This window comes from Natronobiforma cellulositropha (assembly GCF_025629245.1).
GTDB lineage: Archaea > Halobacteriota > Halobacteria > Halobacteriales > Natrialbaceae > Natronobiforma > Natronobiforma cellulositropha.
The window spans coordinates 20058-33596 of the sequence record NZ_JANZXN010000022.1; the positions used below are offsets into that span (position 1 = coordinate 20058).

General features: G+C 65.1%; 14 protein-coding genes. 6 read left to right on the plus strand and 8 right to left on the minus strand.

Features of this window, described 5'->3' with window-relative positions:
* Nucleotides 1-13 precede the first annotated feature (13 nt).
* Entirely contained in the window at nt 14-598 is a 585-nt protein-coding gene (locus tag N0B15_RS10985; protein ID WP_263019753.1) for a DoxX family protein, read from the plus strand.
* 3 nt (nt 599-601) lie between these two features.
* Here N0B15_RS10985 and N0B15_RS10990 read toward each other — a convergent pair whose 3' ends face one another.
* The gene (locus N0B15_RS10990) at nt 602-2986 is read right to left on the minus strand and encodes an ATP-dependent DNA helicase (protein ID WP_263019866.1); all 2385 of its coding nucleotides are present in this window, start codon (nt 2984-2986) and stop codon (nt 602-604) included.
* Between the two features lie 177 nt (nt 2987-3163).
* Nucleotides 3164-3328 (minus strand): hypothetical protein, encoded by a 165-nt coding sequence (locus N0B15_RS10995; RefSeq protein WP_263019754.1) that lies wholly within the window; start codon nt 3326-3328, stop codon nt 3164-3166.
* Between the two features lie 428 nt (nt 3329-3756).
* Between N0B15_RS10995 and N0B15_RS11000 the strand changes: the two genes are divergently transcribed.
* Together N0B15_RS11000 and N0B15_RS11005 are read left to right on the plus strand one after the other, a co-directional pair.
* Nucleotides 3757-4332 carry a DUF1684 domain-containing protein gene (locus N0B15_RS11000; RefSeq protein WP_263019755.1) on the plus strand — a complete coding sequence of 192 codons (576 nt, stop codon included), beginning with the start codon at nt 3757-3759 and terminating at the stop codon, nt 4330-4332.
* Nucleotides 4333-4498: 166 nt separating this feature from the next.
* Nucleotides 4499-4627, plus strand: coding sequence for a hypothetical protein (locus N0B15_RS11005; protein ID WP_263019756.1), 129 nt, complete (start codon nt 4499-4501; stop codon nt 4625-4627).
* 140 nt (nt 4628-4767) lie between these two features.
* Here N0B15_RS11005 and N0B15_RS11010 read toward each other — a convergent pair whose 3' ends face one another.
* On the minus strand, nt 4768-5448 hold the full coding sequence (locus N0B15_RS11010) for a class I SAM-dependent methyltransferase (protein ID WP_263019757.1): 681 nt from the start codon (nt 5446-5448) through the stop codon (nt 4768-4770).
* Nucleotides 5449-5706: 258 nt separating this feature from the next.
* On the opposite strand from N0B15_RS11010, the gene N0B15_RS11015 reads away from it, so the two are divergent.
* The 3 genes from N0B15_RS11015 (at nt 5707) to N0B15_RS11025 (ending at nt 9499) form a co-directional block, all read left to right on the plus strand.
* Nucleotides 5707-6939, plus strand: coding sequence for an extracellular solute-binding protein (locus N0B15_RS11015; protein ID WP_263019758.1), 1233 nt, complete (start codon nt 5707-5709; stop codon nt 6937-6939).
* Between the two features lie 297 nt (nt 6940-7236).
* Nucleotides 7237-8859 carry an ABC transporter permease gene (locus tag N0B15_RS11020; RefSeq protein ID WP_263019759.1) on the plus strand — a complete coding sequence of 541 codons (1623 nt, stop codon included), beginning with the start codon at nt 7237-7239 and terminating at the stop codon, nt 8857-8859.
* A 61-nt stretch (nt 8860-8920) separates the two neighbouring features.
* On the plus strand, nt 8921-9499 hold the full coding sequence (locus tag N0B15_RS11025; RefSeq protein ID WP_263019760.1) for a DUF7090 family protein: 579 nt from the start codon (nt 8921-8923) through the stop codon (nt 9497-9499).
* 75 nt (nt 9500-9574) lie between these two features.
* On the opposite strand, the gene N0B15_RS11030 is transcribed toward N0B15_RS11025, so the two are convergent.
* The 5 genes from N0B15_RS11030 to N0B15_RS11045 all read right to left on the minus strand — a co-directional run bounded on the left by N0B15_RS11030 (nt 9575) and on the right by N0B15_RS11045 (nt 13110).
* Nucleotides 9575-10357: a DUF7089 family protein gene (locus N0B15_RS11030; protein WP_263019761.1), complete on the minus strand. Its 783-nt coding sequence runs from the start codon at nt 10355-10357 to the stop codon at nt 9575-9577.
* The gene (locus N0B15_RS18335) at nt 10358-10447 is read right to left on the minus strand and encodes a hypothetical protein (protein ID WP_425494228.1); all 90 of its coding nucleotides are present in this window, start codon (nt 10445-10447) and stop codon (nt 10358-10360) included.
* A gap of 763 nt (nt 10448-11210) precedes the next feature.
* Complete coding sequence (locus tag N0B15_RS11035) at nt 11211-12062, minus strand: Zn-ribbon domain-containing protein (RefSeq protein WP_263019762.1); 852 nt, start codon at nt 12060-12062, stop codon at nt 11211-11213.
* Between the two features lie 12 nt (nt 12063-12074).
* Nucleotides 12075-12467: a DUF2073 domain-containing protein gene (locus N0B15_RS11040; protein ID WP_263019763.1), complete on the minus strand. Its 393-nt coding sequence runs from the start codon at nt 12465-12467 to the stop codon at nt 12075-12077.
* A gap of 4 nt (nt 12468-12471) precedes the next feature.
* Nucleotides 12472-13110 (minus strand): Era-like GTP-binding protein, encoded by a 639-nt coding sequence (locus N0B15_RS11045; RefSeq protein ID WP_263019764.1) that lies wholly within the window; start codon nt 13108-13110, stop codon nt 12472-12474.
* Nucleotides 13111-13539: the final 429 nt, after the last annotated feature.

Sequence of the window (13539 nt, forward strand, 5' to 3'; positions counted from 1 at the left end):
ACGATCTATTATCATGGATCAGGACTCACCCGCAGAACGGACGCTCGAGACGGAACTGTTCGGCAAACCGGTCAGCTTCGGCTACTCCGAAACCTGGCTCGGCTACTCGATGGTCGGTCTGCGCCTGCTCATGGCCTGGGTCTTCCTCCAGGCGGGACTCTCGAAGCTGGCGAGCGAGGGCTGGACGAACCCCGGCGGCTGGTCAGCGGAGGGCTTCCTGGTCCACGGAGTCAACGAGACGAACCCCTTCAGCGGCCTGTTCGCGTTCTTCACTGACCACCTCTGGCTGGTCGAGCCGATGGTGATGTACGGCCAGATCGCGATCGGGCTGGCGCTCCTCTTCGGCGTCTTCTTCCGGTTCGCCGCCCTCTGTGGCGGTCTCCAGATGCTCCTGTTCTGGCTCGGTGCCTTCGAGGGCGGGTTCGCCGCAGGTCTCCCCATCGCCCACGGCTACGTCTTCGACAGTTCGTTCGTCTACATGGTCCTGCTGTTCGGTCTGGGCGCGTGGGGCGCTGGCCGCCTGCTCGGTCTCGACGCCAGACTCGAACAGAGCGAGATCGTCCAGATGAACCCACAGCTTCGCTACCTCCTGGGCTAAGGTTCAACGCCCCTCGAGCGTCCGCTCGAAGCGCTCGAGACCGACGCCCAACATGTCGGGACTGACCGGCTGGAACTCCGCGCGCTCGTCCTCGGGGAGGTAGCCACGGACTGAATCCCAGCTATCCCGTGCGTAGCGCTCGTCGAGCAGGAGCCGGATGCCGACGTCCGCCTCGCTACGGATCACCCGACCGACCGCCTGGCGCGCTTTTCTGACCGCTGGAACCGTCAGCGCGTACTCGAAGCCGTTTCCGAAGGCGTCGTCGTAGGCCCGCCTGACCGCCTGCGTCAGCGGACTCGCCGTGTTGACGATGGGGACGCCACAGACGACCGCCGCCGAGAGGCGATCCCCACCGTAGTCGACCCCCTCGGTGAGCGTCCCGCGTAGACTCGTCACCAGCACCTTTCCCTCGCCGGCGAAGAAGGCGTCTTTCAGCGACTCGGTGGTCTCGTCGTCGCTCGAGGCGTCGAGCAACACCGTCTTCTCGTCTGCGAGGCGCTCCTCGAGAACACCCGCCGCCCACGTTGCCTCGCCGTAACTCGGCATGCCGACCAGCACGTTACCGGGCAGGCGCGCGATTCGCACGAGCGCGTCGGCGTAGTGTGCTCTGGTCGGCGTCGACTCGTCGGGCCGTCCCCGGTTCTCGTAGGTGAACTTCGGCGCGGCGACCGCGAAGCTCTCGCGGTTCTCGTCGGGAAAGTGTAAGCCATAGCGGCGCTCGAGGACGGGACGCCCCTCACCCTCGAGATACGAGAGACCGGTCACGTCGGTGAAGACGTCGATCGGTTCCAGGGTCGCGCTCATCAGAATACCGCCGCCGAAGCGGGCCAGACGCGAGCCGATGGCGTCGCTCGGGACGCAGTTGTGCAGCGCGAGTCGCGCCGAATACGCCCGCCGCCAGGTGTCGCCGGGTTCGGTCTCGTTCCAGGTCCGCTCGAGTTCGATCTCGCGGAAGTACTCGGTGTGATTCTGGCGGTACCACTCGCCGAGGACGCGTCCGACGGCGGGCGCCGCCCGCGTGCGCTCTTCGTCTTCTGCCTCGTTGAGGATGCGGGCGACGACCGCGCCGACCGACTCGGCGCGCACCCAGCGGGCGTCGCTGAACCCCTCGCGGGTCGCCCACTCGCTGAGTTCGTCCTCGCCCGGCACCGCCGGGTCCCGGAGCGGAATCTCGTCGTCCCGGAGGTCCCGAAGCCGGGCGCGCCAGCCCGGCTGTGTGCGCTCGAGGTGAGCGCGAACCCGCCGGTCGAGTTCCTCGCGCACCGCCCGGAGGAAGCTCCGGGTCGCCTCGATCTCCTCGAGCGAGACGTCGGTCGCGTTCAACTCGGCGCGAACCAGGTCGGCGTCGGCGGTCTTCGACCCGCCTTCTGTGCGTCTCCCCTCGCGTTCGGCGCGAACCGGCTGGAGCACCCGCGTGAGTTCGGTCTCGGCGTCCCGGAGGGTGGCGTCTGCGACCCGCTCGCTCACCAGACTCCGCACGCGAGGCTCGAGCATGTGCGCCTCGTCGCAGACGACGAACGTCGACTCGTCGAGCAACGCGCCCGTGAAGACGGCGACGGTCGTCGGGTCGAAGGCGTGGTAGTAGTTGCCGATGACGACCTCGACGTGGCCGAGCGCCGCCCCCATCACCGAGTGCGGACAGGTGCCGTGGCGAACCGAGCGGGCGACGAGTTCGTCGGCCGTCAGCAAGCCGTGCTGGGTGAGGTCGAACGGAATCGCCTCGGCGGGGTCGCCCTCGCCCTCCTCAGGCAGGTCCGCGAGGTACTGCGCGTAGAAGGGGCAGAACTCGACCTCGCTCCCGGCCGGGCCGCCGTCGCTGTAGGCGGGCATCTCGGGCGGGTAGGCGGCCGTCTCGTCGGCGGTCTCGAGAAACCGCCCCCCGGAGCCGTCGTCGCCGCTGTCGGCCAGCCCGATCTGCTGGCTGCGCGCGCTGGCGGTCAGCGCCGCCGCGGTGGTCGGGCCGCCCTCGCCGGTCAGGTCGCGGGTTCGCTCGCGCAGCGTCTCACAGCGGTCGTAGACGGTCGCGTCGTCGAACCCGGCCAGGTGTTCGCGGTTGTACGGACAGACGTCGGCCTTCCCGACGAGCGTCAGCCCCGACACCGGCTGGTGCTCGTCGGGCAGGTTCGCGTTGATCGTCTCGAGGTCTGCTTCGAACTGGCGCAGCTGCTGTTTGACGCTCGTGAGGACGAACACCCGCTCGAAGTCCGTCTCCGGGTCACGCACGAGGTCGATGCCCGCCGTCAGGGCGATCATCGTCTTCCCCGTCCCGCAGGCCCCCTCGAGCGCGAGGAAGCCGCCGTCTCGAGCGGTTTCGATGGCCGTCTCGATGCCGTCGACCTGCTCGTCGTAAGGGGTCTCGTGGCCGAAGACGGCGCGCCAGTTCGACATTGTCTCCGTACTCATCGTCGCTCGCTCATAGGGTTGGCGGAGCCTGGTCCGGGATGGTATATAAATTCTCGAGCGGGTGAGAGGCTGGCGTGTCGGGGCCGACTCGAGCGGTCGTGAGCCTCCCGGCTGAGGGACCGTCGCGTAGCCGACGAGGTCCCACCCTGGTGTGAACCGTTCTCAGCCTCGGAGGTTCTTCGCCTCCTCCTGCGTGACGAAACAGCCACAGGACGCTTTGATCGTGTACGGTCCCGTCGCCGTCACCCCGACGACGACGCTCTCGCAGTGGGGACAGCGCGGCGGGTTCCACTCCTCGCCGCCCCAGCGGGCGTACTCCTCGCTCATCGCCGTCCTCCGCGGGTCCGAGACGGGTGGGCGGGGATGTGCGCCGCTCGAGTGAGGGCGTTGTAACTCCGAGAATCGGCGTTTCGCGGTCTGTACGGTGCGTTTGCGAGCGTTTTAAGGTCGCGTGGTTGGTACTGAGTCATGGCTTCAGATCCGTTGCGGATGGAAGCCACGCCTCGGGTGCTGCTACACCCGGGGTACTTCAACGCGTACCCGCATTCTGGATGACGTGGCTTCCGTGAGCGTGTTGTCCACCGATTGACTTATAGCTACTGGATATTGTCTCGGGCGACGGTATTCGACGGTGTCGGGACCGCTCGAGAGACCGGGAGTTTCGACTGGAACCGGAGGGTGGCCGGACGAGCAGGACTGCCTCGAGCGCGCCGACGGATCACAATACACTCGAGTCTCGCACCCGAAGCCCGACTATGACAGACGCGTTCGACGCGGAGCGCTGGCGGGCGGAACTCGAGGCGAAACGCACCGAGAAAGACGAGTTCTTCGCCGAGCACCCCCAGTCGCCGGTTCCGCCCGGGGAGCGCGAGGAGTTCGAGGGGGTGGCGTACTTCGAACCGGACCCGGCCTACCGGGTGAGCGCGGCCGTCGACCGCGACGTCGACCCCGAGGAACCGGTGTTGATGGAGACGACCGCGGGGCGAGAGGTCCGCTACGTCAGGGCGTCGAGACTCGCCTTCGAAGTGCCCTCGAGCACCGGCGAGCGGCGCTCGCTGACGCTCACCGCCTACCACCAGGACGAGCGCGACCGCACGCTGTTCGTCCCGTTTCGCGACAAGACGACGGGCCAGCAGACCTACGCGGGCGGGCGCTACATGGAACTCACCGTCGAGGGCGACCTGACGGACGGCGCGGAACTCGTCCTCGATTTCAACCTGGCGTACACGCCCTTCTGTGCCTACAGCGAGACGTTCGACTGCCCGCTCCCGCCGGAGGAGAACTGGCTCGAAGTCGCAATTGCCGCGGGTGAACGCCTCGAGCGAGCGTGAGGAGACCACGGCGCGGAGAGAGAGAGTCTGGGCGCGAAGAGAGAATCTGGGCGCAGGGTCGGGAGACACGGGGCGTGACGGCCGCGTATTAGGGATATGAGGACGTATCTAGTCTCGAGATTGTGCTGCATGCTAGCTTTATACACCATCAGCGAGAGAGTTGGGTATGGTTTCACACACCAAGCGATCGGCCCAGACCTACACCTGCCCCGAGTGTACGGGGAAGCTCATCGTCTCGAGTGTCACCACAGAGTGTTCGGACTGCACGTACATCCCAGGCTACGGAGCGAGGTGAGCCTCGAGGAACGAACCCGCTCACGTCGTCGGTCCATACACCCTTTTTCGCGCAGTGTGCAGTCGGCTGTGAGTCACGGAGCCGCCGAGCCCCGAGTCGATACAGCGGCACCGAGGGGGTCTCGAGTGGAAATAGAGGGGTTAGCGGCTCACACCGACGGTGAGTAAGGTGCCGAGTTCGCGGTAGCGTTCGACCATCGCCTCGCGCGTCTCCCACTCGTCGGTCGGGAACGCCGCGGCGTCGGGAATCTCGGTCTCGCGGTCCGGGACGTTGTCCTGTTCGGCGACGGCGAGACCGGCGTCGCGAAACGCTTCGCGGTACTCCTCGCGGCTCCAGCGGGTCATCTCGACGGAGATGAACTCCTGCCAGCCGTGGGAGTGGACGTTCTCCTCGTAGTAGTTGACCGCACAGTAGAGGGTGCCTCCGGGGCGGAGGATACGGGCGATTTCGCGCAGCGTCCGGTGGGGGTCGCGCGCGTAGTAGAACGCTTCCATCGTCCAGACGTGGTCGACCGAGTCGGTCGCGAACGGCAGCGTATCGAAGTCGCCGACGACGTAGTCGATTCGCGGGTCGTCGGTGTAGCCCGCGGCGTTTCGCGCCATCTCGGGCGAGCCGTCGAGACCGACGACCCGCCCCGCCTCGTAAGTCTCACAGAGCGCCCGCCCGGCGTAGCCGCTGCCACAGCCCAGATCGAGGACCGTCTCACCGGCTTCGACCGGCATCCGCGCGAGCGCGTGTTTCGCCGTGTGCCAGTGGCGCGCTTCCATACCTTTGTCTCGACCGTCGGCCGCCCAGGCGTCGAACTCCTCGCGAACGCTCATCTCGAGTGAACCGTATGCTGGGCCGAGTAAAACACCTTCGTGCGCGCCCCGGTACTCGCGCGGGACGGAGCCCACACCACGGATCGGTAGATTCTTTAGGGTAGCCTAAATTAACTCGAGTGAAGGGTTTAGGTCGGCCGAAAATCCGTGGGCATCGGAGGCAGGCCGACGACGAGCGATGGCTATCTTCCCCCTTCACCCACTTCTGGCGCGTGAGATCGCAAGCTATATGTGTTTTAGGTCGACCTAAAACTAGACATGGCAACACCAGACGGGACAGACACGGACCGTTTCACAACCGACCGCCGACAGTTTCTGCTCGCCTCGAGCGCTTCGGTCGCTGGCGTGGTAGGACTGGCAGGCTGTACGAGCGGCGGCGACGACGATGACCACGGTGGCGACGATCACAGTCACGACGACGACCACAGTCACGACGACGATGACGGCTCCTCGAGCGTCACTGCCGTCGCAGACGCACAGCCGATGGCGAGTCCGGTCGGATCGACGGCAGTGAACTGGGACGACCTGGGCGACCTGGAGGGGGAGATCACCATCTACTCGGGCCGGACGCGCGATCAGATCGATCCCGTGTTCGAGGCGCTCGAAGACCACTACGACGGACTCACGCTCAACGTCTTCTACGACGACAACGACGTCTACGTGAACCAGCTCATCCAGGAGGGTGACGCGACGCCCGCCGACCTGATGTACTCACAGGACCCCGGCGCACTCAACGAACTGAACAACAACGGTATTCTCCAGCCGCTTCCCGAGGACGTGATCGACGCCGTCCCCAGCAGCTACCGCCACCCAGACGGTGACTGGACCGGTGTGACCGGCCGTGTCCGCTCGATTCAGTACAACAGCGAGCGGTGGGACGGCGACGCCGACGACCTCCCGACCGACATCATGGAGTTCGCCACCGACGAGCGCTTCCAGGGCATCATCTCGACGCGACCCAACTCGGGGACGTTCCGTGGGTTCATCCAGGCGATGGTCGAACTCGAGGGCGAAGAAGCGACCCGCGAGTGGGTCCGGGCGATGGTCGAAGACCAGGACGCACAGCTCTTTTCGGGCGGCACCAGCCAGGCTGTCGCCGTCAACCAGGGCGGTGACGACGACCCGATCGTCGGACTCGGAAACAGCTACTACGCCGCACGAATCCTCAACGAGGACCCCGACGCACCGATCAGGACTGCCTACACGGTCAACGACGCGGGCTGTCTGTTCAGCGTCGCTGGCGTCGGCGTGATGAACGAGGTCGACGATCCGGAACTCGTCGCGGAGTTCATCAGACACCTCATCGCCGAAGAGGGCCAGGAGTTCATGATGGACGCCAACGGCGAGTACCCGGTCGTCGAAGGCATCGACTACGTCGGACCACTGCCCGACCTCGAGGACATCCAGCCGCCGGAGTTCGACCTGAGCAACTTCGACATGGATCTCCAGGACGCACAGAACCTCCTCAACGAGGAGGGAATGACCGTCTGAGGACACCGGGAAGACACCACTCGAGTGCTCATCGCCGAGCAGACACTACTCGAGTGCTCGCCTGTGAACTACCTGCGCGCTCGTCGCTGCGTGGATCCATCCGCACGAGCATTCAGGAGTACTTTTCGTCCTCGAGAAATAACCCACCTCGCAACGACGGGGCGGCGGAGCGGGAGACCACCGTACGCGCTGTGTGACGGCTGAGCACCAGAGTTCCAGTTCGACGGCCGACCGCGATCCGCTGGGGTCGGCCGGTCTTCCGCCACCCCTGCCAGGAAACCGTTGGGTCTCTGTCCAATGAAATCTAATTCGCCACTGTCTACATCCTCGGGCCGATTCGAGACCGTCCGGGACCGACTCGAGACCGTCGACCGGCCGATGGCTGTACTCGGCGTGTTGAGTACGATCGTCGCACTCCTGGTCGTCTCGCCGATGGCGTGGCTTCTCTGGCAGGCGACGCTGATCGAGGACCCCGCCCACGCCTACGGTCTCCTGTTCTCGAGTCAGACCCTCCAGGTGACGCTCAACAGTCTGACGTTGATGGTACTGGTCACGCTCTTTTCGATCGTGCTGGGCGTCCCACTCGCCGTCCTGACGGTACGGACCGACCTCCCTTACCCACGCTTCTGGACCGTCGTCGCGGCGCTCCCGCTCGTGATTCCGAGCTACATCGGCGCGATCACGTTCGTCGGAATGTTCGGCTCCGGCGGCGAGATAGACAGCGTTCTCGGGGCGACGATTCCCCGGATCGACGGTCTCTCCGGCGCCATCTTCATCATCACGCTCTACACCTACCCGTACGTCTTCCTGACGGCGCGAGCAGCACTCCTCTCGATGGACAGTTCGCTCGTCGACGCCGCCCGGACGCTCAACGCCGGCCCGCTCGAGGCGTTTCGCCGCGTCACCTTCCCCCAGATCAGACCCGGTATCGCCGCAGGCGCGCTCCTGGCTGCACTCTACGCCGTCAGCGACTTCGGCACGCCCGCGTTCATGGGCGCGCGCGTGTTCACGAGTACGATCTACTGGGAGTTTCGCGGCTTCGCCGTCGAGTACGCCGCGTTGCTCGCCTTGCAGTTGGTCGCACTCGTCGCCGTCGTCCTCGTCATCGAGGCGGGGATCGGCCGGGACGAAGACGCACGCACCACGGCGGGAAGCGGAACCACGATCAGACTCGGTGCCTGGAAGTGGCCCGCGATGGGGTTCGTCTCACTGCTGGGCGTACTGACACTCGTCGTTCCCGTCGCCGTCTTCACCAACTGGCTCGTTCGCAGTCAGGGCGAACCGATCCCCTCCCTCGAGTTCCAGTGGGAGTTCGCGCTCAACTCGGTCTACCTCGCACTGCTCGCCGCGCTCGTCGCGAGCCTGTTCGCCCTGCCGGTGGCCTACTACGCCGCCCGACGGAACACGTTCTTCTCGAGACTCCTCGAGCGGGCGACCTACGTCGGGTTCGCCGTCCCCGGCATCGTCATCGCGCTCGCGCTGGTGTTCCTCGGAACGCGAACACTTCCCTCGCTCTACCGACAGGGCGTCTGGTTGCTCGTCTTCGCCTACGTCGTTCGCTTCCTGCCACAGGCGGTCGGCAGCGTTCGCTCGTCGGTCTTACAGCTCGACGAGAAGACGATCGAGGCGGCCAGAACCCTCAACGCCGGGCCGCTCGAGACGTTCCGTCGCGTGACGCTCCCCCTCATCGCTCCCGGCGTCGTCGTCGGAGCGATCCTCGTCTTCCTGACGACGATGAAAGAGCTTCCGGTGACGCTGATGCTCCAGCCGGTCGGGACGGAGACGCTCGTGATCATCGTCTGGGAAGCCCAGCGCACACTGGCGTACCGGTACGCAGCGGTCCCCGCCCTGTTGCTCATCTTCATCTCGGGACTCTCGATGCTGATCCTGTTGCGACAGGAGGGTCGGGGGATCGATTGAAACCGAATCCCAGGCGCACACCCGCACTCTTAAGGTGATTCCGAAAGTTGTCTCCGCCAACATGGAGTACTCGCTCGAGATCGAGGACACACCGGACACCGTCCCAGGGGGGACGAGCGTACTACTGCTGCATCCGAGCACCGGTGAAACCGACCGGATGGACACCGAGTTTCTCAAAACCGACACCGACCGCTTTCTCGTCGTCTCCACGCGGACGACCGCGCGCGAAGTCAAACAGAAACTCGAGTACTACGACGTCGACGAATCCCGCGCCGACATCCTCGACACCCTGAGCATCGAACGCGGCTACTCCCGGCGATCGAGTGACAACGTCCACTACGTCGCCGCACCCGACGACGTCGACGCCATCGTCGAGCAGGTCGCCTGTTTCCTCGAGAACACCGACGGCAAACGCCGAGTCAGCTTCGACTCGATCACCGAACTCGCCTACTACGCCGGTGAAGGACCCGCACTCGAGGCCGTCGAACGCATCCTCGAGACGCTCGAGGAACACGACGCGATCGGCATCTTCCACCTCTCCGAAGAGGTCCACGACGACGCCGTCGTCGACCAGTTCCGGGCGCTGTTCGACGGCGTCGTCGACCTGAAAGAAGACGGAAGCGTCAGCGCCGAGTTCTGAGCGCGCTCGATTCACCGTCGGACACGAGGCGTGCGACGACTGCCCACCGTATCCGACTCTGCCCGACTGTATCCGTCACTCGGCGAGCGCGTCGAACGTCTTCTCCGCCCAGCGAACGGCGTAGGTGGGACCGTGGTCGCGGTAGGCCTCGGTTTCGAGTGCAGCGAACGGGGCAGGCAGTTCGAGAGCGTGTTTGATCGCCGCGCAGGCGAGTTCCATCGCGTCGGCGAAGTCGGTCTCCCCGCGAGCGACCGCCCGCGGCAGCGTCTCGACACGCCCACTCAGGCGGTCACCGGCGTCCTGCCAGGCGTCGCCGAGCGCTGGCTGGCTCGAGTGCCACTCGGCGAACACCTCGCGCGTCTCGAGTCCGATCCAGCCGTCGTACAGCGCGGCCGCGATCTGATAGGTGCCAGCCGGGTCGAGCGGGACCGCCTCGTCGAGATCGCGGTACGACGTTTCGAAGAAGCCCAGAAAGTGTTCGGGAACGCCGAGACCGACCTCGACGAGCGCCTCCGCGAGTAAGAAGTCGAGAAACGCCTCCGGCGAGCCTTCGATGCGTGCCTTGACGAGGACGACCGGTGGCTCGGTCTGGTGCGTCCAGACGATACTGCCGTCACCGGGCATGCCGATCGTGAACTCGGCGCCAGCGTAGCGCTCGAGGAGCCGCGGTGCGTCGTCGGGGAGCCACGAGTCGGGGTACGTCGCGGGCTCGAGCGCGTCGACGACGAGCGCGAGTTCCTCGGCCTGTGCGGGTGCGAGCGTCTCGAAGTCACGCGTACAGTCGAAGACGAGCGCCTCCGGAGCGTGCGCTCTCCGAACGCTTTCGACCGGCTCCGAGAGCGCTCGCGGCGAGAACATCTACACGAAGACGCTCTGGAAGACGAGCAAGATCGACAGCAGCGCCGAGATGCCGACTGTGGTCAACACGATCTTGGTTGCAGTGCTCATACTCCGTGGTTCGAGTCCGCTCGCTTAAATCCATCCTTCCGGCTCTCACAGCGTCGAGTCCCCGCACCACCTTTCCGGTACCCACAACTCCAGCTCCGACAGTCTCGCCCGCACGGACGACCGGTTTCGTTCGCACCCCCCCCCCCCACCCACCCCCCACCCCATCGTTTCGAGTGGAACGTGCTCAGTGAGGAGCGAGTGTACGGTGTCGGGTGGGTTGCACTGGAAACGAAGGGGTGGGGTGAGGCAGTGGGGGGTGGGTAAGGCGATGGAGGGCAGGTGAGGCGGTGGAAGGCAGGTGAGGCGGTGGAGGGCAGGTGAGGCGGTGGAGGGCAGGTGAGGCGGTGGAGGGTAGGTGAGGTGGCGGAAGCTGTGACGGTACGGTGTCAGCGAGACCAACCAGTCCCGCAGGACTCGCGGGGGCTGTGTCGAAGCCCGCAGGACTCGAGCGGTCTGTGTCGAAGCCAGCAAACCGATCGGAAAGGGTCAGCAGGTCGGTCAGGAGAGGTCAGCGGGGCACCTGGGAGGCAGAGTCGCCCGTCGGGGGAAGGTGGATCCGGTCAGAAGCGTTCAGACGTCCGTCGGGGGAAGGTGGATCCGGTCAGAAGCGTTCAGACGTCCGTCGGGGGAAGGTGGATCCGGTCAGAAGCGTTCAGACGCCCGTCGGGAGAAGGTGGATCCGGTCAGAAGCGTTCAGACGCCCGTCGGGAGCAGTCAGACACCGGTTGGGCGCTGATCGAGAGCAGTCAGCGTGGGACGCGTTTCAAGAGTCGTCCGCGCCTTCTCGCCACGAATCGGGCACGTCGATCACGTAGCGGCCGTCCTCCTGGAGGGAGACGATGTACTCCTCGCGGTCGTACAGCTCCATCAGGTTCAACTCGTACTGACCCGGCTTGACGACCTTGATGCTCTCGAACTGGTCGTTGAGTTCCTCGCGTAACTGCTCGAGCGAGGGGCGCTCGCCGCTCGGTTCCTTGACGACGCGGCCATGGTCGGGTGGGTCCGCTTTGTCAGCGCCGTCCGCTTCCTCACCGGCGGTTCCGGAGTGTGGCGGGAGTTCGTCCGGCGAGACGACCGCGCTGCGCGCATCGGCCTGTGCGGTGTCCTCCGGGTTCTCCGTCGACCGCGAACCGGTACGAACACTGCGGTCTCGACGCGCCGACTCCGAAGCAGGGGGTGACTGCGTTGGGGAGTTCCGTCGGGCACCCCCCGCCGGTTCGTCCGTCGAAGACTCGCCCGAACGCTCCGACGGTGGGCGGGCGCTGTCGGGCCACTCGGGAAACGAGTCAGAACGCTCGCGTTCGGCCGTCTCACTCGAGTTGGACCCGCTCTCCTCGCGCTCGCGGCCGGTGGTCACCCAGTCGCGGACCGTTTCGGTGGCTCTCGATACGCGCCCGTGTGCACCACCTCGCTCGTGACCGGGAGCGCCCCGCTGGGCGCTCGAGCCAGCGGTGTCCGCCTTCGATCCCGCCTGCTGGGTGTTGTCACTCGTCCGTTCCGGCGGACGGGCGGGCGTAAACTGGAACTTGTTGCCGCCGCAATCGGGACAGCCAGACAGCATCTCCTTCGAGCCGTCGGGAAACGTGTGGCCGCAGTTCGTACACTGGTGAGGCATCGCGTCTCGACCTCAGTTTCTCGAGACGAGTGCGCTGATGAGCGTCTCGTCTTTGTGGAGCGTTTCGATCTGGTTGGCCGGGCCGATCACGGTCAGTTTCGCGGGTGGGCCGTCGTTGCCCATGAGCCGTCCGAGTAGCGAGGAGTCTTTCGACGCCGAACGCGGGTAGGTCTCGATCTCGATGCCGTTGAACTCGTCGGGACTGATCTCCGCCATCGTCACTTCGATGAGTTTACTCTCCTCGTCGGGGGTCAGCCCCTCCTCTAAGATGACGATGTTGCCCGCGTGGACGCCATCTAAGATCATTCGGATCTTCTCCATGCTGGCCAGCTCGTCCATGCGCTGGCCGCTGATGAGATCGATCTGCACGCCGTCAGGGGTCTCTTTCTCTGTAGCTTCCGGCATCATCTCACCCGAAGTACTCCGCGATGTTGTCGTACACTTCGTCCATGTTTTCACCCTCCTTCGCCGATAAGGGAACGGTCTCGTGCTGGGGGAACGCCTCCGCGATGCGTTTGACACTCGACTCGTCGAGGTCGATCTTGTTCGCGAAGATGAGCACGGGCAGGTCACGAGATTCGATGATACCGATGAGCATCGTGTTCACCTGCGTGATCGGGTCTTCGGCGCTGTCGAGTACGTAGATGACGCCGTCGACGTCCTCACGTAGCCAGTGCATCGCCTCGGCGACGCCTTCGGTCGCCTCACGAGAGCGACGGACAGCGTCGTCTTTGCTCATCTCGTCGGTGAACTCCTCGTAGTCGACTTTGGTCGTCACGCCGGGCGTGTCGACGATGTCGATCGTCACCGTCTTGCCGTTGCGTTCGATTTCGACGTTCTCTTTCCGGCGAGCGCGCCGTGTTTCGTGTGGAATGTGACTCTCCGTGCCGATGGCGTCACCGGTCCAGTCTCGAGCGATGCGGTTTGCGAGTGTCGTCTTTCCAGCGTTCGGCGGGCCGTAGATGCCGATGCGCTTCGGTTCCTGTTCCGAGAACAGGCGATCCGTTGCACGGGAGATGCTATCTTTGAGTTCTGTAAACAATCCCATCCTTGGGGCCTCCGCACACCAGCGGGGGTGCGTCTGCGCGTAGTACTGCACCGGATTCACTTAAGCCTACGTCAGACGTATTAGAGTACCAACAACAATGACCGTATCACCGTCACGAGTGACTCGGGATGGACACGTGATACGGGATGGACACCAGCAGGTGAGAGAAGGTGTCGGCCGTCTCGAGCAGCGTCCCGGGGAACGCTTCTCGACTTCGTCGACGAAACCGCCGACGTAATTCGATCGAGCGGGTCACACCTCCAACTGGCAGCGGTCGGGTCCTACGACTGGCAGCGGTCGACGGTCGGTCAGGTAGTTCCAGTCGAAACGGGGGGTGGCGGGGTTACGGACGCAGTGTGAGTGACATACACAAGCTCGCTCGGGACAACCAGTTTATCGTTGTAACCCCGATCGGAGACCCCCACCCCT

Excerpts from the sequence above, each read along its gene's own strand:
- N0B15_RS11045 (WP_263019764.1), bottom strand. The coding sequence starts at position 13,110 with ATGGGATTGTTTACAGAACTCAAAGATAGCATCTCCCGTGCAACGGAT.
- N0B15_RS11000 (WP_263019755.1), top strand. The coding sequence starts at position 3,757 with ATGACAGACGCGTTCGACGCGGAGCGCTGGCGGGCGGAACTCGAGGCG.
- N0B15_RS10985 (WP_263019753.1), top strand. The coding sequence starts at position 14 with ATGGATCAGGACTCACCCGCAGAACGGACGCTCGAGACGGAACTGTTC.
- N0B15_RS10995 (WP_263019754.1), bottom strand. The coding sequence starts at position 3,328 with ATGAGCGAGGAGTACGCCCGCTGGGGCGGCGAGGAGTGGAACCCGCCG.
- N0B15_RS10990 (WP_263019866.1), bottom strand. The coding sequence starts at position 2,986 with ATGTCGAACTGGCGCGCCGTCTTCGGCCACGAGACCCCTTACGACGAG.
- N0B15_RS11020 (WP_263019759.1), top strand. The coding sequence starts at position 7,237 with ATGAAATCTAATTCGCCACTGTCTACATCCTCGGGCCGATTCGAGACC.
- N0B15_RS11005 (WP_263019756.1), top strand. The coding sequence starts at position 4,499 with ATGGTTTCACACACCAAGCGATCGGCCCAGACCTACACCTGCCCCGAG.
- N0B15_RS11010 (WP_263019757.1), bottom strand. The coding sequence starts at position 5,448 with ATGAGCGTTCGCGAGGAGTTCGACGCCTGGGCGGCCGACGGTCGAGAC.
- N0B15_RS18335 (WP_425494228.1), bottom strand. The coding sequence starts at position 10,447 with ATGAGCACTGCAACCAAGATCGTGTTGACCACAGTCGGCATCTCGGCG.
- N0B15_RS11015 (WP_263019758.1), top strand. The coding sequence starts at position 5,707 with ATGGCAACACCAGACGGGACAGACACGGACCGTTTCACAACCGACCGC.
- N0B15_RS11025 (WP_263019760.1), top strand. The coding sequence starts at position 8,921 with ATGGAGTACTCGCTCGAGATCGAGGACACACCGGACACCGTCCCAGGG.
- N0B15_RS11035 (WP_263019762.1), bottom strand. The coding sequence starts at position 12,062 with ATGCCTCACCAGTGTACGAACTGCGGCCACACGTTTCCCGACGGCTCG.
- N0B15_RS11040 (WP_263019763.1), bottom strand. The coding sequence starts at position 12,467 with ATGCCGGAAGCTACAGAGAAAGAGACCCCTGACGGCGTGCAGATCGAT.
- N0B15_RS11030 (WP_263019761.1), bottom strand. The coding sequence starts at position 10,357 with ATGTTCTCGCCGCGAGCGCTCTCGGAGCCGGTCGAAAGCGTTCGGAGA.